15 protein-coding genes are annotated in these 16,653 nt (G+C 54.6%); 11 read left to right on the forward strand and 4 right to left on the reverse strand.

The features are described 5' to 3' along the window. Nucleotides 1–105: 105 nt before the first annotated feature. The 3 genes from ACX1CU_RS06710 (at nt 106) to ACX1CU_RS06720 (ending at nt 4,819) form a co-directional block, all read left to right on the forward strand. Nucleotides 106–1,068 (forward strand): sugar-binding transcriptional regulator, encoded by a 963-nt coding sequence (locus tag ACX1CU_RS06710; protein WP_459401813.1) that lies wholly within the window; start codon nt 106–108, stop codon nt 1,066–1,068. A gap of 266 nt (nt 1,069–1,334) precedes the next feature. Continuing rightward, entirely contained in the window at nt 1,335–3,614 is a 2,280-nt protein-coding gene (maeB, locus tag ACX1CU_RS06715; RefSeq protein WP_459401814.1) for an NADP-dependent oxaloacetate-decarboxylating malate dehydrogenase, read from the forward strand. A gap of 269 nt (nt 3,615–3,883) precedes the next feature. Beyond that, nucleotides 3,884–4,819 (forward strand): IS110 family RNA-guided transposase, encoded by a 936-nt coding sequence (locus ACX1CU_RS06720; protein WP_459401815.1) that lies wholly within the window; start codon nt 3,884–3,886, stop codon nt 4,817–4,819. Nucleotides 4,820–4,870: 51 nt separating this feature from the next. Here the strand turns inward: ACX1CU_RS06720 and ACX1CU_RS06725 are convergent, their stop codons facing one another. Beyond that, nucleotides 4,871–6,250 (reverse strand): IS4 family transposase, encoded by a 1,380-nt coding sequence (locus ACX1CU_RS06725; protein ID WP_459401816.1) that lies wholly within the window; start codon nt 6,248–6,250, stop codon nt 4,871–4,873. Nucleotides 6,251–6,447: 197 nt separating this feature from the next. Next, complete coding sequence (locus ACX1CU_RS06730) at nt 6,448–6,873, reverse strand: GNAT family acetyltransferase (RefSeq protein WP_459401817.1); 426 nt, start codon at nt 6,871–6,873, stop codon at nt 6,448–6,450. Between the two features lie 169 nt (nt 6,874–7,042). Here ACX1CU_RS06730 and amiA point away from each other — a divergent pair, with 169 nt between their 5' ends. From amiA to mmuM, 5 genes are all read left to right on the forward strand, one after another. Continuing rightward, on the forward strand, nt 7,043–7,933 hold the full coding sequence (gene amiA, locus ACX1CU_RS06735; RefSeq protein ID WP_459401818.1) for an N-acetylmuramoyl-L-alanine amidase AmiA: 891 nt from the start codon (nt 7,043–7,045) through the stop codon (nt 7,931–7,933). A gap of 112 nt (nt 7,934–8,045) precedes the next feature. Further along, the gene (gene hemF, locus ACX1CU_RS06740; RefSeq protein WP_459401819.1) at nt 8,046–8,966 is read left to right on the forward strand and encodes an oxygen-dependent coproporphyrinogen oxidase; all 921 of its coding nucleotides are present in this window, start codon (nt 8,046–8,048) and stop codon (nt 8,964–8,966) included. Beyond that, nucleotides 8,966–9,421: a YaiI/YqxD family protein gene (locus tag ACX1CU_RS06745; RefSeq protein WP_459401820.1), complete on the forward strand. Its 456-nt coding sequence runs from the start codon at nt 8,966–8,968 to the stop codon at nt 9,419–9,421. Before hemF ends, ACX1CU_RS06745 begins: the two co-directional genes overlap by 1 nt. 217 nt (nt 9,422–9,638) lie before the next feature. Further along, the gene (mmuP, locus tag ACX1CU_RS06750; RefSeq protein WP_459401821.1) at nt 9,639–11,054 is read left to right on the forward strand and encodes an S-methylmethionine permease; all 1,416 of its coding nucleotides are present in this window, start codon (nt 9,639–9,641) and stop codon (nt 11,052–11,054) included. Further along, entirely contained in the window at nt 11,044–11,982 is a 939-nt protein-coding gene (mmuM, locus tag ACX1CU_RS06755) for a homocysteine S-methyltransferase (RefSeq protein WP_459401822.1), read from the forward strand. The genes mmuP and mmuM overlap by 11 nt, the downstream gene beginning before the upstream one ends. Nucleotides 11,983–12,054: 72 nt before the next feature. Here mmuM and ACX1CU_RS06760 read toward each other — a convergent pair whose 3' ends face one another. Together ACX1CU_RS06760 and ACX1CU_RS06765 are read right to left on the reverse strand one after the other, a co-directional pair. Then, nucleotides 12,055–13,434 (reverse strand): IS4 family transposase, encoded by a 1,380-nt coding sequence (locus ACX1CU_RS06760; protein WP_459399038.1) that lies wholly within the window; start codon nt 13,432–13,434, stop codon nt 12,055–12,057. A 218-nt stretch (nt 13,435–13,652) separates the two neighbouring features. Beyond that, nucleotides 13,653–14,051 carry a YgiW/YdeI family stress tolerance OB fold protein gene (locus tag ACX1CU_RS06765; protein WP_459401823.1) on the reverse strand — a complete coding sequence of 133 codons (399 nt, stop codon included), beginning with the start codon at nt 14,049–14,051 and terminating at the stop codon, nt 13,653–13,655. Between the two features lie 172 nt (nt 14,052–14,223). Here ACX1CU_RS06765 and ACX1CU_RS06770 point away from each other — a divergent pair, with 172 nt between their 5' ends. From ACX1CU_RS06770 to ACX1CU_RS06780, 3 genes are all read left to right on the forward strand, one after another. Beyond that, a complete protein-coding gene (locus ACX1CU_RS06770; protein ID WP_459401824.1) occupies nt 14,224–14,688 on the forward strand; it encodes a DUF2919 domain-containing protein in 465 nt (154 codons plus the stop codon). 119 nt (nt 14,689–14,807) lie between these two features. Continuing rightward, complete coding sequence (locus tag ACX1CU_RS06775) at nt 14,808–15,392, forward strand: RpoE-regulated lipoprotein (RefSeq protein WP_459401825.1); 585 nt, start codon at nt 14,808–14,810, stop codon at nt 15,390–15,392. A 177-nt stretch (nt 15,393–15,569) separates the two neighbouring features. Continuing rightward, the gene (locus ACX1CU_RS06780; protein ID WP_459401826.1) at nt 15,570–16,469 is read left to right on the forward strand and encodes a Dyp-type peroxidase; all 900 of its coding nucleotides are present in this window, start codon (nt 15,570–15,572) and stop codon (nt 16,467–16,469) included. The last annotated feature ends 184 nt before the right edge of the window (nt 16,470–16,653 follow it).

Consider the following 16,653-nt stretch of genomic DNA (forward strand, 5'->3'; position numbering starts at 1 on the left):
ATGGCTGTCCCCTTGGCTTGCTGCATCTGGAAATCCATTGGGTATATACTGCAGTTCGACCAAGGGGATAACCGCTCACACTTGCCGTGGGGAAACGTATAACGGATGGAAAAACACACAGTGACCCAGGATAACGAACTGCTGACTGAAATTGCCGTTGCCTATTATCAGGACGAAATTACTCAGGAAGAGATTGCAAAAAAATTCGGTATCTCACGCATCAAGGTGGGGCGCTTGCTCAAGCGTGCCAAAGAAGAGGGCATTGTTGAGATCACCGTGCGCTACCATCCCGTGTTCAGCACCCGCCTGGAACAGCAGATGCTGGAGCGTTTCCCCATCAGCCGTGCGCTGATTGCACTCGATCACCAGGATGAAGAGGAGCAGCGGCGTCAGGTGGCGGCTTTGGTTTCTGGCTATTTAGCGATGTCGCTGAAAGACGACATGGTGTTGACGGTCGGGCAGGGGCGCAATGTGGCGGCGATTGCCGATCACATCGGCAGCGTGGCACAGAAAAATTGCAAGTTTATCTGTGGCATTGGCGGCACGCATCGCCCCGGTGATGCGATTAACGCCGACCATATCAGCCGCCGCTTGGCGAAGAAATTCGGCGGCAGCAGCGAAACGCTGTACGCTCCGGCCTATGTCGAGAACCGTGCGCTAAAAGAAGCCTTTATGCAGAATGGCACCATCAAGGAAACCCTCGATCGGGCACGCAAGGCGGACGTGGCGCTGGTGGGCATTGGCGATATGAACGAGAACAGCTATATGGTGAAGCTGGGCTGGTTTACGCCGCATGAGATTATTGACGCCAGCCTGAATCAAGGGGTGATCGGCGATATCGCCGGTTACGACTTTTTTAATGCGCAGGGGCAGCATGTGGATACGGTAATGAACGATCGCGTTATCGGCCTGAGTATCGATGAACTGCGCCGTATCCCTTGCGTGATTGCCATTGCGTCGGAAAACACCAAGGCGTTGGCGATCTTAGGCGCGCTGCGTACCGGGGCGATCGATATTATCGCCACCAGCGCCCTGAATATCCGCACCATTCTTAATATGTCGCAGTAACCGCACTTTCTGGTTGCTAATCTTAAGCCCCGTTGCTGATAGCGCGGGGTTTTTTATGGCTAGCGTTCAGTGAGATAGCGAATCCGGTTTAGGGAATAGGCTAGCTTTGCTGATTTTTCATCCAATGAAATGCCTTTTTAACTTTTATTTGTTAGTTTCAATCAAGGTTATGGCACGGTTCAAAGTTTGTGACGATTCTCTCACTATACTGGTTCAGCCTTAACGTCTTACCTCAACATAAAAAGTAGCAAGTAAAGGAACCCATAATGGACGAACAGCTCAAACAGAGTGCTCTTGATTTCCATCAGTTTCCTGTTCCAGGGAAAATCCAGGTATCACCTACCAAACCGCTGGCAACGCAGCGTGATCTGGCCTTGGCTTATTCGCCAGGCGTGGCTGCGCCTTGCTTGGAAATTGCGGCCGATCCGCTCGCCTCTTACAAATATACCGCGCGCGGGAACCTGGTGGCGGTGATCTCTAACGGCACGGCGGTGCTGGGCTTGGGGAATATCGGTGCGTTGGCCGGTAAACCGGTGATGGAAGGCAAAGGCGTGCTGTTTAAGAAGTTTTCCGGTATTGACGTGTTCGATATCGAAGTTGATGAGCATGATCCTGACAAACTGATCGACATTATTGCCTCGCTGGAGCCGACCTTCGGCGGGATTAACCTGGAAGATATCAAAGCGCCGGAATGTTTCTACATTGAGAAAAAACTGCGCGAACGCATGAAAATTCCGGTATTCCACGACGATCAGCACGGCACCGCGATCATCACCACCGCCGCAGCGCTGAACGGCCTGCGGGTGGTGAAAAAGAATATCTCTGACGTGCGGCTGGTGGTTTCCGGCGCGGGCGCGGCGTCGATCGCCTGTCTGAACCTGCTGGTAGCACTGGGGCTGCGCAAGCAGAACATTACCGTTTGTGACTCCAAAGGGGTGATCTACAAAGGTCGCGATGCCCATATGGAGGAGACCAAAGCGGCCTACGCGATCGAAGACAACGGCCAGCGCACGCTAGGGGATGCCATACCCAATGCCGATATGTTCCTCGGCTGCTCCGGCCCAGGCGTATTGACACCGGAAATGGTGAAAACCATGGCCAGAGATCCGCTGATCATGGCGCTGGCTAACCCGGAACCGGAAATCCTGCCGCCGTTGGCTAAAGCGGTGCGTCCAGATGCGATTATCTGTACCGGGCGTTCCGACTACCCGAACCAGGTTAACAACGTGCTGTGCTTCCCGTTCATCTTCCGTGGTGCGCTGGACGTGGGCGCGACGACCATTAACGAAGAGATGAAGCTGGCCTGTGTGCATGCGATCGCCGATCTGGCGCTGGCTGAGCAGAGCGATGTGGTGGCTTCGGCCTATGGCGGCCAGGAGCTCTCTTTTGGCCCGGAATACATCATTCCAAAACCTTTCGATCCGCGCCTGATTGTGAAAATCGCCCCGGCGGTAGCCAAGGCGGCGATGGATTCCGGCGTGGCGACGCGTCCGATTGAAGATTTTGATGCCTACGTCGAGAAATTGAGTGAGTTCGTCTACAAAACCAACCTGTTTATGAAGCCGATCTTCTCCCAGGCGAAGAAAGAGATGAAACGCGTGGTGCTGGCGGAAGGGGAAGAGGAGCGCGTACTGCACGCCACGCAGGAACTGGTATCACAGGGGCTGGCCTATCCGATTCTGGTTGGCCGCCCGAGCGTGATTGAAAAACGCCTGAAGAAACTGGGTTTGCAGCTGACGCCGGGCAAAGATTTCGAAGTGGTGAACAACGAATCCGATCCGCGCTTCAAGGAATACTGGGGTGAGTACTACCAGATCATGAAGCGCCGTGGCGTTTCGCAGGAGCAGGCACGCCGTGCGGTGATCGGTAATCCAACGTTGATTGCCGCCATTATGCTGCACCGGGGTGAAGCCGATGCCATGATTTGTGGCACCATCGGCAGCTACCATGAGCATTATCAGGTGGTGGAGAAAGTGTTCGGTTTCCGCGAAGGGGTACACGTCGCCGGGGCAATGAACGCTTTGCTGCTGCCGAGCGGTAACACCTTTATTGCCGATACCTACGTTAACGACGATCCGACGCCGGAACAGCTGGCAGAAATCGCCGTGATGGCCGCACAAACTGTGCGCCGCTTCGGTATCGAGCCCAAGGTGGCGCTGCTGTCCCATTCCAGCTTTGGTTCTTCCAATAGCCCAACGGCGCAAAAGATGCGTAAAACGTTGGAGCTGGTGAATCAGATGGCACCGGAACTGGAGATTGACGGTGAAATGCACGGCGACGCGGCGTTGGTGGAAAGCATTCGCCACGATCTGATGCCGGATAGCCCGCTGAAAGGCGCAGCCAACGTGCTGATTATGCCGAATATGGAAGCGGCGCGTATCAGCTATAACCTGCTGCGCGTTTCCTCTTCTGAAGGGGTGACCGTAGGGCCGGTGCTGATGGGGGTGTCCAAACCCGTGCATATCCTGACACCGATCGCTTCAGTACGCCGCATCGTGAACATGGTGGCGCTGGCGGTGGTAGAAGCGCAGACCGAACCGTTATAAGGATGAGATGTTACCGTAACAGCAGGGTAATGCTGGGCAATAGAGGCTAAATGTACGCCCCCTTGTATGTTTAAAGGCACTTAAGTTAGTTAGCCGCCCAAAGGCGGATAGACTTTAACCGAGTTGTACCTGACGCTACAGCCCGATCCCCCTCTGGGACAACAAGCCCGTGGGAGAGCTTATGGCGTGGCGTCAGTTTTCCTGTTAACCCGAACAGCTGCCAGGGCGGCATCAGCCAGCCCGTATCTTACAAGGCCGGGAGACTTGAAATGACTGAACATGCAACCGTCGGTATCGACATTGCCAAAGACACTTTTGACGTATACATCGACCCAACTCGTCAGCGTCTGCATCTGGATAACACACCGGAAGGCCATCAACAGCTGCTGAGTTCGCTCTCTGCCATCACCGTCAAGCTTGTCGTGATGGAGGCGACAGGCCGATATCACTCATTACTGGCCGCCACGCTTGAGTTGGCTGGGTTACCTGTGGCCGTGGTCAATCCACGCCAGGTGAAGAACTTCGCTCGTGCGCTAGGGACCCTGTACAAAACCGACCCGAATGATGCGCGTATCATCTGCGAGTTTGGCCGGAGAATGGAGCCCGAAGCCCGCGCCACACCGGACGAACAGACGCAGCGTCTGGCCGGGATGGTGACCCGCCGTCGCCAACTGGTCGATAACCGGACCATGGAGATAAACCGCTATAAAAGCTGCGATGACGTGGTGGTCTCAGCGGGCATCAAGCGGCATATCGACTGGCTGACCGCTGAAATCCGGGATGCCGATGACGACATCGACAGGCAAATAAAAGTAATGCCTCTGTGGCAGGAAAAGGCGACGTTGTTGGAGGAAGTCAAAGGTATCGGGCCGACAACGATGGCGGTGCTTCTTGCGATGTTGCCGGAGCTGGGGAAGCTGAATCGGCACAAGATAAGCGCGTTGGTTGGCGTGTGTCCCTATGCCCATGACAGTGGAAAAATGAAAGGGAAGCGAAGTATCTGGGGAGGGCGAAGCGCGGTGCGTTCAGCGCTATACATGGCGACCTTGTCAGCGGTGCGGTACAACCCGACAATCCGGGAGTTCTACGAGCGCCTGACAGGGCGTGGAAAACCGTTCAAGGTGGCGGTGACGGCTTGTGTGAGAAAGCTGCTAACCATCCTGAATGCGATGTTGCGGGATAATAAAAAATGGGTGACAAATTAATCATCACCCGTTGACTTTAAACACAGCTGCTCTCCCTGTGCTGTCTCTTGATCAGATCTCCTGATCAAGAGACTTCGCCAGTTTATACCCTTCGACGATATCCTGAAGCTTGAACCATCCCTCCCACATCACTACCCATCCTGCTCGTCCCGTCCGTTTACTGTCATACCAACGCCCCAGCTTCGCCAGATTCAGGTACGCCCACTTCACACTCGGCGGCCTCTTCGGCAACGTTTTACCTTCCTGTTTCACCCACAGCAACTTCCATTCAAGTGGACTCAGTACCCGTTCACAGCTTGCATTGAGCGTCTCTTCACTCAACCCGCCCTGGCGTAACGCCAACACCCGCACCGCTATAAAGCTCAGGATGACGATCATTCGCTCCAGATTATTTCGCGTTTGCATCCGTAGCTGTTCCACCTGCGTTCCACCGCTTTTCCACGCTTTATGGTATTCCTCTATCAGCCAGCGACGCTCGTAGTAACTGATAATCACCCGGGCTTCTTCCGCTGATGTGACTTTTTCTGATGTCAGAAGGTGCCAGCATGCTCCGTCTTCTCCTTCTTCACGACAGCAGATATACGTCAGTGGGACGGTATTTTCTTCTGACGTACTCCCCGGCATTTTGAGTTCGACCGAGCTATAGCGGATACTCATTTGTGCGTCACGAGCGGCACGTCCGCCTTTCTGGACCACATTCAGTCGATAACTGCCTGCTTCTGTTAGCGTTTCTGGCAACTCCAACAGCTTCTCATTATGTCCACTTAGCAACCGGTTCTGAGCGGCTCGAACGATGAAGCGCTGTTTGTTTTTCGTTTTATAATCAAGGTAATGCCAGATATCCGCTTCCCGGTCACAGACGGAGATAACGTGTGCTTGAGTGTCACCGAGACGCTGTGCCGTTCGTTCAGATGCCTGTTGCCATTTGTAACTCTCTTTCTCTTCATAAGGCACGTGTTTACGTTGGTGCTTTTTACCGTATTTGTTCGCTTCACGGCTCCAGCGATGCTGGTCGATGAGCCCCAAGAACAGTGCGTGCTCGGGAGCATAAAGCAGGACGGTGTGGGCTAACAGGCCATGCGTATTCTTGCTGGTTGTCGTATTTCCCAACTCGTCATACGCGGTGGTGTGAGCGAAGTTAATGGAGGTGGTGTCTTCCAAAGCAAGTAGCAGGGTGTGCGTCTTGGCGGCCATTGCTGTGGCGTTGAAGCCGGCCTCGGCAATGGCATCGGGTGAGACGTTGGGATTGCGGATCAGACGATAAGCCCCTTCAACTTCAGCGGTGGTTTGGGATGATTTCACAATAGAAAGTCCTGTATTTTTAGCCAACGAGGCAGTGAATTTGACGAGACGCTGAGTTCGCCGATAGTCGCCAAGTTGAGCGAGCCCAAAAGTGTCATTAGCCCATGAATAACAATCAGAAAGCACCATACTAAAAACCGAAGAAGAGGAGAATATAAAGAGAGATCAACAGGCGGGGAGAAAGTTCAAAAACTCCCCGGCGTTTGTGCCGGGGAAATGTGTATAAGAGACAGCTCCCACAGGGAGAGGGAGGCCACACCTTTAGCACCTGCTGCATAATTATGCAGCTTTGCGCTTAACTGACCGGCATCATAGCGCCCTGATGGCTAATATTCCTGATCTTCAATCAGCCGTTTACCCAGGCTGGTAATACCCTGGATCTCATAGCCCAGCTTTTCATACATCTCGATCACAGCATCATTATCTTCACGCACCATCAGCTGAATTTTTGGGCAACCGCGCGCAATCAGCTTTTTCTCCAACCGGTTAATCAGCGCATTGGCAATGCCACGGCCACGATAATCAGGGTGAACGCCCAGATAATACGCCGAGCCACGGTGGCCATCGTAGCCCCCCATCACCGAACCCACAACTTCGCCGCCCACTTCTGCCACCAGGAACAGGTCTGGATCGTGATTCAGTTTGCGTTCGATATCCATTTCAGGATCGTTCCATGGCCGCAGCAGATCACAACGCTCCCACAGGGTGATGACTTCTTCAAAGTCGTCTTGCCGAAATACGCGAATTTCCATTAGATATGCGCCATTATAAAAAGGATTACTCTGATTATACTCAAAGTCGTTAGCATTGCAGCCAGACGAAACTTTCGCGTAATAAATAGCAATAGTTATCAAGTCGATTAAGCAAGATCAATACGCTATAACGTCGCGAAACAGTCTTCCCCCGTTGGAGCCGAGTGCGATGAAAAAACCGATTGACCCCTACCTCAGTTTTACGCCTCTCGCTACCTCACAGACACGCCGCCAACTGTTGCTCTCCGGCCTTGCTCTGGCGCTGCTTGGTGGCAAAACGCCAAGTGCTCAAGCCAGCGATTCCGGTAGTATGCTGCGCAGCCAGCACAGTAAACCTGCACCTAAAACGGCTGGAGGTAAAAAGCTGGTGATGATCGATCCCGGCCATGGCGGTATTGATTCCGGTGCCGTAGGCCACGAAGGTTCGCAGGAAAAACATGTGGTGCTGGAAATAGCCAATCACGTGCGCCGCTTTCTGCATGAGCACGATCACGTTGAGGCACGGCTGACGCGCGAACAAGATGAGTTCATCCCGCTGTTCCAGCGCGTGGAGATCGCCCACCAGCACCGAGCCGACCTGTTTATCTCGATCCACGCCGACGGTTTTACCAGCCCGGAAGCCGCCGGTGCTTCGGTATTTGCGCTCTCCAACCGTGGGGCCAGCAGCGCCATGGCGCGTTATCTGTCTAAACGGGAAAACGCCGCCGATGAAATCGCCGGGGGCAAATACCAGCAACAGGATAACTATCTGCAACAGGTATTGTTCGATCTGGTACAGACCGACACCATCAACAACAGCCTGACGCTGGGCCGCCATGTGCTGGGGCAGATCCGCCCGGTGCATCGGCTGCACAGCGACAGCACCGAGCAGGCGGCATTTGCGGTATTGAAATCCCCGTCGATTCCTTCCGTGCTGGTGGAAACCTCCTTTATTACCAACCCGGCGGAAGAGCGCCTGCTGGGAACCACCGCGTTCCGCGAAAAAATTGCCCGCGCGATTGCCGACGGCGTGATCGGCTTCTTCAGTTATTACGACGCACACCAACGAAAACCGCGTTAAGAGCATCCACGGTTCCCCCTGCTGATTAACGGGGTTGTTCCCTTGCTGCAACCCCAATGACTTTACGTATATACTTAGCGCCCTGTTCCGCCACCCGTTGCGAATAACCCGTATGAGTTTACCCACCATTGCCGCAGTAAAATCCTTTCTGCTGGCGCTGCAAGATCACCTTTGTGAACAATTGGCCCAGGCCGATGGCAGCGCCAGTTTTCATGAAGACCGTTGGGAACGCGCAGAAGGCGGCGGTGGCCGCAGCCGGGTGCTGACCAACGGCGCGGTGTTTGAGCAGGCCGGGGTAAACTTCTCCCATGTTTCCGGTGCTGCGCTGCCCGCCTCTGCTACTGCCCATCGCCCTGAACTGGCCGGGCGCAGCTTCCAGGCGATGGGGGTTTCGCTGGTGATCCATCCCCTCAGCCCTTACATTCCCACCAGCCACGCTAACGTGCGGTTCTTTATTGCCGAGAAAGCGGGTGAAGAGCCGGTCTGGTGGTTCGGCGGCGGTTTCGATCTGACACCGTTCTATGGCTTTGAAGAAGATGCCATCCACTGGCACCGCACGGCGCAGCAACTCTGCGCGCCATTTGGTAACGATGTTTACCCGAAATACAAAAAATGGTGCGACGACTATTTCTTTATTAAACACCGTAACGAAGCACGCGGCATTGGCGGCCTGTTCTTTGACGATCTGAACACGCCAGACTTTGACAACTGTTTCGCCTTTACCCGTGCGGTGGGCGAAGGCTTTCTGGATGCCTATCTGCCGATTGTGGCAAGGCGTAAAACATTGTCGTGGGGCGAAAGCCAGCGCCAGTTCCAGCTTTACCGCCGTGGTCGCTATGTGGAATTCAATCTGGTGTGGGATCGCGGTACGCTGTTCGGCCTGCAAACCGGTGGCCGCACCGAATCGATTCTGATGTCCATGCCACCGCTGGTGCGCTGGGAATATAACCATCAACCGGAAGCAGGTAGCCCGGAAGCCGCACTGTATAGCGACTTCCTGCCGGTACGCGACTGGTTGCAGGAGCAACAATAATGCAGATTTGGGTCGATGCGGATGCCTGTCCGAACGTGATTAAGGAGGTGCTGTTCCGTGCCGCAGATCGTGCCGCCATGCCAGTCACGCTGGTGGCCAACCAGCCGTTGCGCACACCGCCGTCTAAATTCATCCGCACCTTGCAGGTTGCGGCGGGTTTTGACGTGGCGGATAACGAAATCGTACGCCGCTGCGAGCCGAACGATCTGGTGATCACCGCCGATATTCCGCTGGCGGCCGAGGTGATAGAGAAAGGGGCGATCGCGCTGAACCCGCGCGGTGAGCGCTATACGCCAGATACCATCCGCGAACGCCTGAATATGCGTGATTTTATGGATACCCTGCGCTCCAGCGGCATCCAGACCGGTGGGCCAAATACCTTAAACCAGCGCGATCGCCAGCAGTTTGCCAACGAGCTGGATAAGTGGCTGCAACAGGCGAAACGGGCGCAATAACGCCGTAATGCCGGTCAGTTAAGTGCAAAACGGCATAATCATGCGCAATTGCTAAAGGCATCGCCCCCTTTCCTTAACTGACAAGCATTACGCAATAACGCCGCCGGTTATTTCTACTGCGGCTATCCCATATTTGGTATCACGTTGATTTTATCCACTAGTGGGGGTATAACCATTAGCCATCTGGCTATTTAGCCGTCTATATGGATATAAAATCATGCAAACAGCGCACCCCGTTGAAGGGCAATTCAAGCGCACCATGAAGGCCCGGCATCTGGTGATGCTGTCATTAGGTGGCGTGATCGGCACCGGGCTGTTTTTCAATACCGGCTACATCATTGCCACCACCGGGGCCCTCGGCACTCTGCTGGCTTATCTGATCGGCGCACTGGTGGTCTATCTGGTGATGCTGTGTTTGGGTGAACTGGCGGTCGCGATGCCAGAAACCGGCGCATTTCACGTCTATGCTTCGCGCTATCTGGGCCCGGCAACCGGCTATACCGTGGCCTGGTTGTACTGGTTGACCTGGACGGTCGCCCTCGGCTCCAGCCTCACCGCCGCCGGATTCTGTATGCAATACTGGTTCCCCCAGTCACCGGTCTGGCTGTGGTGCCTGATCTTTTGCCTGGCGATCTTCCTGCTCAACATCATCACCACCCGTTTCTTTGCCGAAAGTGAATTCTGGTTCTCACTGATCAAGGTGATCACCATTCTGGCGTTTATCGTGCTGGGCGGTGCGGCTATGTTCGGCCTGATACCGATGAAAGACGGCACGCCAGCACCATTTCTGCATAATCTCACCTCATCCGGTTGGTTGCCGAACGGCACGTTACCAATCCTGATGACCATGGTGGCGGTTAACTTTGCCTTTTCGGGAACGGAGTTGATTGGTATCGCCGCCGGTGAAACGGAAAACCCGGAGAAAGTGGTGCCCTGGGCGATCCGTACTACGGTGATCCGCCTGATGCTGTTCTTTATCGGTACGGTGTTTATTCTGGCAGCGCTGATCCCCATGGATCAGGCCGGGATCGTCAAAAGCCCGTTTGTGCTGGTGTTTGAACGTATCGGCGTGCCTTATGCCGCCGATATTTTTAACTTCGTGATCCTCACCGCCATTCTTTCCGCTGCCAACTCTGGCCTGTATGCCTCGGGCCGCATGCTGTGGTCGCTGGCCAATCAGCGCACGCTGCCAGCGTATTTTTCGCGGGTCAATGCGCGCGGTGTCCCGATTAACGCCCTGACCTTCAGCATGCTCGGCGGAGTCTTGGCGCTGCTGACCAGCGTGATCGCTCCCGATACGGTGTTTGTGGCGTTATCGGCCATTTCTGGCTTTGCGGTCGTCGCGGTCTGGTTAAGCATCTGTGCGGCGCATTATGCTTTCCGCCGCCATTATCTGCGCAGCGGCCAGCCGCTGGCTGGGCTGAAATATCGCGCCCCCGGCTATCCGTTGACGCCGATTGCTGGCTTCTTGCTGTGCTTGCTGGCCTGCGTTGGCCTGGCGTTTGATCCTGAACAGCGCGTGGCCTTGTACTGCGGCCTGCCGTTTGTCGCGCTGTGTTACCTGCTCTATTACCTGACCCGCCGGGCCGGGCAGAAAAACTTACTGAAGACCGGAGAAGACCATGTCGGTTAATAATCCTATCGCCCCTCTGTTGGCAAATAACCGCACGTTGATTCTGGACGGAGCCTTGGCTACCGAGCTAGAAGCGCGTGGCTGCGATCTGACCGATCCGCTGTGGTCAGCCAAAGTACTGATCGAGAACCCGCAACTGATTTATCACGTCCATCTGGACTATTTCAACGCCGGGGCACAGTGCGCCATCACCGCCAGCTATCAGGCAACGCCGCAGGGTTTTCTGCGCCGTGGGCTTGATGAGCAGCAATCGCTCGCGCTCATCGCGAAAAGCGTGCAGTTGGCACAGCAGGCGCGCGCGGATTATCTGGCCGAGCACCCGCAGGCCGCGCCGTTGCTGGTTGCCGGTTCGGTCGGCCCTTACGGTGCCTATCTTGCCGATGGTTCTGAGTATCGTGGGGATTACCATTTACCGCAGGAAGAGATGATCGCGTTTCATCGCCCGCGCATTGCGGCCTTAGCCGCCGCAGGGGTCGATCTGCTGGCCTGTGAAACCCTGCCGTCTTTCGCCGAATTGCAGGCGTTGCTGGTACTGTTGCGGCAATTCCCAACGCTGGGTGCCTGGTTCTCGTTCACACTGCGCGATAGCCAGCATCTGAGCGACGGTACGCCGCTGGTGGAAGCGATCGCCGCGATGCAGGGCAACCCACAGGTGCTGGCTGTGGGGATTAACTGTATTGCGCTGGAAAACGTTACCCCGGCGTTGCAGCAGTTTGCCGCGCTGAGCGATAAACCGCTGTTGGTTTATCCTAATTCCGGTGAGCACTACGATGCGGTGAGCAAAACCTGGCACCACTGCGGCGATGAGCAACATCATCTGATCAATCAGCTCGCAGACTGGCAACGCAACGGTGCCCGCCTGATCGGTGGTTGCTGTCGAACCACCCCTGCTGATATTCAGGCCATTGCTACGCGCTGCAAAGCATAAGAAAAGCCCCTGTGACCCTCTGGTCATTTAGGGCTACCTAACCAGTTCCCTCTCCTTGGGGCTGTCTCTTGATCAGATCTCCTGATCAAGAGACTTCGCCAGTTTATACCCTTCGACGATATCCTGAAGCTTGAACCATCCCTCCCACATCACTACCCATCCTGCTCGTCCCGTCCGTTTACTGTCATACCAACGCCCCAGCTTCGCCAGATTCAGGTACGCCCACTTCACACTCGGCGGCCTCTTCGGCAAGGTTTTACCTTCCTGTTTCACCCACAGCAACTTCCATTCAAGTGGACTCAGTACCCGTTCACAACTTGCATTGAGCGTCTCTTCACTCAACCCGCCCTGGCGTAACGACAACACCCGCACCGCTATAAAGCTCAGGATGACGATCATTCGCTCCAGATTATTTCGCGTTTGCATCCGTAGCTGTTCCACCTGCGTTCCACCGCTTTTCCACGCTTTATGGTATTCCTCTATCAGCCAGCGACGCTCGTAGTAACTGATAATAACCCGGGCTTCTTCCGCTGATGTGACTTTTTCTGATGTCAGAAGGTGCCAGCACGCTCCGTCTTCTCCTTCTTCACGACAGCAGATATACGTCAGTGGGACGGTATTTTCTTCTGACGTACTCCCCGGCATTTTGAGTTCGACCGAGCTATAGCGGATACTCATTTGTGCCTCACGCGCAGCACGTCCGCCTTTCTGGACCACATTCAGTCGATAACTGCCTGCTTCTGTTAGTGTTTCTGGCAACTCCAACAGCTTCTCATTGTGTCCACTTAGCAACCGGTTCTGAGCGGCTCGAACGATGAAGCGCTGTTTGTTTTTCGTTTTATAATCAAGGTAATGCCAGATATCCGCTTCCCGGTCACAGACGGAGATAACGTGTGCTTGTGTGTCACCGAGACGCTGTGCCGTTCGTTCAGATGCCTGTTGCCATTTGTAACTCTCTTTCTCTTCATAAGGCACGTGTTTACGTTGGTGCTTTTTACCGTATTTGTTCGCTTCACGGCTCCAGCGATGCTGGTCGATGAGCCCCAAGAACAGTGCGTGCTCGGGAGCATAAAGCAGGACGGTGTGGGCTAACAGGCCATGCGTATTCTTGCTGGTTGTCGTATTTCCCAACTCGTCATACGCGGTGGTGTGAGCGAAGTTAATGGAGGTGGTGTCTTCCAAAGCAAGTAGCAGGGTGTGCGTCTTGGCGGCCATTGCTGTGGCGTTGAAGCCGGCCTCGGCAATGGCATCGGGTGAGACGTTGGGATTGCGGATCAGACGATAAGCCCCTTCAACTTCAGCGGTGGTTTGGGATGATTTCACAATAGAAAGTCCTGTATTTTTAGCCAACGAGGCAGTGAATTTGACGAGACGCTGAGTTCGCCGATAGTCGCCAAGTTGAGCGAGCCCAAAAGTGTCATTAGCCCATGAATAACAATCAGAAAGCACCATACTAAAAACCGAAGAAGAGGAGAATATAAAGAGAGATCAACAGACGGGGAGAAAGTTCAAAAACTCCCCGGCGTTTGTGCCGGGGAAATGTGTATAAGAGACAGCTGTGGGAGAGGGCCGGGGTGAGGGGCTTTCGTTCAGTGATCTTCCCCTCACCCTAATCCTCTCCCCGAAGGAGAGGGAACTGGTTAGCCTTAACTGACCGCCCTGATTATCGGTTATGGCAGCTTTTTGATGTTCTTCACATCGACTTCTACGCTGCTCCACTCTTTATCCACTTTCCCTTCCAGCTGTACTTTGTCTTTCGGGGTGATGGTTTGGCCGCCCCAGCGTTTTTTATCGATCTCGACCGTCAGGGTACCGGTAGCATCGCGGAAGGTATAGGTATCATCACCCACGCGCTGTTCAATGTTGCCCTGCAACATCACCCAGGTATCGTCGCTCATCGATTTTACCTTATCCACGGTGGTCAGCGCTGCGCTTGGGCCGGAAAAACCGCCTTGTTGGCTGTTTTGCGTCTGGGCCTGCGGGGCGTTTGGATCGAGGAATCCCGCCTGCTGTGCCAAAACCGGTGCGCTACACAGGGCGATTAAGAGTGCTAAAGTGATTTTTTTCATCGGTGTTTTCCTTATCTTTCATGAGAATCAATAGCCTTACTCATCAGGCTGTCGGTTTTGATAGTGAGGATTAAACCATAAGGATCTTAAGAGCTTCTTAAGCTGGAGATTGAAAACGGTCAGCGCTGTCGCCATTTGTATGAATGATTATGGCATCAGCAAGGAATAGCTCTTGAAGAATTCATCACACCGGTTTTCGCCGGATGATTACGATCAGCATGGCGTATTGCGCCTCCCCTTATGGTTTTGGGGCGTATTGATACTGCAGGCTCGCACCTGGATATTGTTTGTGATGGCGGGGGCTTCGCGCGATCAAGGAACAGGGCTGCTGCAACTGTTTTATCCCGATACCCAGCGTTTTTGGTACGGTATTTTGCTGGGCCTGCCAGCGGCACTGGCTTTCCTGATTGGTGGCCGCCGCCAGCACTGGCCGCGCTTGTGGCGTTGCTGGCGCTGGGTGCTGGCATTTTCTCTGGTGGCCGCTTTACTGGGATCGCTCTACAGCCTGTGGCAACAGGGCGGTAATGAGCCACCGCTGGATATGGTGTTGGTGCTGTTAGATGCGTTGGCGCTGGGTTATCTGCTGCTTAACCAACGCCTGAAGGCCTGCTTTATGCCAGCGGAAGAACTGGACTAATTCCTGTTTTTGCGGCACTTTTCCCAATTTGCACACTCCAAGCTCGCAACCAATGGCGTCGTCCAGGCAGTTATGAGAGGCTGAAACGGCCGATGTGTTTGATGTTAAGGAGCTATAAGATGAATATTCGCCCACTGCTGTTAGGGCTACCGCTGCTACTGACCGGCTGTTCGACCTTGAGTGGTTTCTCTTGGTCCAGCCTGTCGCCGTTCAACTGGTTCGGCGGCAGCGTGGAAGTCAGCGGCAAAGGCGTCGGCGGCATTAATGCCGGTACCTCAATGACAGAAAGCGCGCTTGGCGAAGGTCTGAACAACAACTACCGCATGCGCGGCGGCATGGCGACCAGCAACGGCCAGATCGTTGCCTACTATCAGGCGCTGGACGGCGATAATGTGAAACTGGTGATCACCGGTCAGCCAAAAGGCTATGCGCAGCGCGTCGACGTCATGGATCCTAATGTTGCCACCGAATGGGGCAGCAAGCTGGGCACGCCATTCAGCGATCTGTTCAGCAAAGCCTTTGGTTCCTGTAAACCGGGTGAAGGCGAGGACGCGGGGAGCGTGGAGTGTGTGGCTGAGCAAAGCCGCTACGTCAGCTATATCTTCAGTGGTAAGTGGGCTGGCCCACAGGACATTATGCCACCTGATGACACGTTGCAGAGCTGGACGGTGAGCAAAATCATCTGGCATGCCAAAGCGCAATAATTCTCTTGCGGGTGCTCTTCGCGGCATCCGCATTTTTTAGCGTTAAATCCCGCTTTATTCTTTGCGCTCCGCTAAGGTAATTTTTTTCGCGTGCGCTAAGATAATGCGCGTTTGTAACAGGGAACCCACGCGTCGAACGCGAACCTGTTACCCGATTCAGGTATTGAGGATAAGTACATGACACAGATTCAGAGCGGGATCCTGCTGGAGCATTGCCGTTTTGGCATCTTTATCGAAGCCATGGTTCAGGGTGAATTCGCCGATTTGCGTCAGGGGTGTAAGCAATTCTGCCAGTCGCTTAACGAGCTGCAACAGCAGTTCAAAGATGCCCATCTGGGGGCAGTGATAGCTTTTGGCGCTGACGTCTGGCACGACCTTTCCAACGGCCAGGGTGCCAAAGATCTGAAGCCTTTTAGGCCACTGGGCAAGGGTTTGGCACCGGCGACCCAGCGCGATTTGCTGATCCATATTCAATCTCTGCGCCATGACGTTAATTTCTCTTTGGCGCAGGCGGCACTGGCAGCCTTTGGCAATACCATCCGCGTTGAAGAAGAAACCCACGGTTTCCGCTGGGTGGAAGAGCGCGATCTGAGCGGCTTTATCGACGGCACAGAAAACCCGCAAGGCGAACAGCGCCCGGTGGTGGCGGTGATTGGTGAAGGTGATGAAGACGCAGGCGGCAGCTATGTGCTGGTGCAGCGCTACGAGCATAACCTGCGCCAGTGGCAGCGTTTCACCACCGAGCAGCAGGAGCAGATCATTGGCCGTACCAAGCACGACAGCGAGGAACTGCCGCCGGAGCAGCGGCCGGAGACGTCGCACGTCAGCCGCGTCGATCTGAAAGAAGAAGGCAAAGGGCTGAAAATCCTGCGCCAGAGCCTGCCTTACGGCACCGCCAGCGGCAAACATGGCCTGTACTTTATTGCCTACTGCGCGCGCCTGCACAATATTGAACAACAACTGCTGAGCATGTTTGGTGAGTTGGATGGTAAACACGATGCTATGCTGCGTTTCAGCCGTGCGGTGACCGGCAGTTACTACTTTGCACCGTCGCTGACGCGCCTGCTGTCGCTTTGATGCCTTACCCTGGGTCAGCTACGCTGGCCCAGGTTTCCCTTCCCCCACGGCAAAACCGCTCCCTTCCTGCCTTAGAGCATTTGATGCTTGAAAATCACTAAACGGTATATAAAAGCGTTACAGCTCTGCATCGAGTTATAAATACACTGGTCAGCATCAGGGCACAGGCCCGGCGGTTTGACTG

The organism is Serratia sp. D1N4, from assembly GCF_054552755.1.

What these genes read in the sequence shown, in the direction of transcription:
- ACX1CU_RS06710 (WP_459401813.1), top strand. Translation starts at nt 106, where the DNA reads ATGGAAAAACACACAGTGACCCAGGATAACGAACTGCTGACTGAAATT.
- maeB (WP_459401814.1), top strand. Translation starts at nt 1,335, where the DNA reads ATGGACGAACAGCTCAAACAGAGTGCTCTTGATTTCCATCAGTTTCCT.
- ACX1CU_RS06720 (WP_459401815.1), top strand. Translation starts at nt 3,884, where the DNA reads ATGACTGAACATGCAACCGTCGGTATCGACATTGCCAAAGACACTTTT.
- ACX1CU_RS06725 (WP_459401816.1), bottom strand. Translation starts at nt 6,250, where the DNA reads ATGGTGCTTTCTGATTGTTATTCATGGGCTAATGACACTTTTGGGCTC.
- ACX1CU_RS06730 (WP_459401817.1), bottom strand. Translation starts at nt 6,873, where the DNA reads ATGGAAATTCGCGTATTTCGGCAAGACGACTTTGAAGAAGTCATCACC.
- amiA (WP_459401818.1), top strand. Translation starts at nt 7,043, where the DNA reads ATGAAAAAACCGATTGACCCCTACCTCAGTTTTACGCCTCTCGCTACC.
- hemF (WP_459401819.1), top strand. Translation starts at nt 8,046, where the DNA reads ATGAGTTTACCCACCATTGCCGCAGTAAAATCCTTTCTGCTGGCGCTG.
- ACX1CU_RS06745 (WP_459401820.1), top strand. Translation starts at nt 8,966, where the DNA reads ATGCAGATTTGGGTCGATGCGGATGCCTGTCCGAACGTGATTAAGGAG.
- mmuP (WP_459401821.1), top strand. Translation starts at nt 9,639, where the DNA reads ATGCAAACAGCGCACCCCGTTGAAGGGCAATTCAAGCGCACCATGAAG.
- mmuM (WP_459401822.1), top strand. Translation starts at nt 11,044, where the DNA reads ATGTCGGTTAATAATCCTATCGCCCCTCTGTTGGCAAATAACCGCACG.
- ACX1CU_RS06760 (WP_459399038.1), bottom strand. Translation starts at nt 13,434, where the DNA reads ATGGTGCTTTCTGATTGTTATTCATGGGCTAATGACACTTTTGGGCTC.
- ACX1CU_RS06765 (WP_459401823.1), bottom strand. Translation starts at nt 14,051, where the DNA reads ATGAAAAAAATCACTTTAGCACTCTTAATCGCCCTGTGTAGCGCACCG.
- ACX1CU_RS06775 (WP_459401825.1), top strand. Translation starts at nt 14,808, where the DNA reads ATGAATATTCGCCCACTGCTGTTAGGGCTACCGCTGCTACTGACCGGC.
- ACX1CU_RS06780 (WP_459401826.1), top strand. Translation starts at nt 15,570, where the DNA reads ATGACACAGATTCAGAGCGGGATCCTGCTGGAGCATTGCCGTTTTGGC.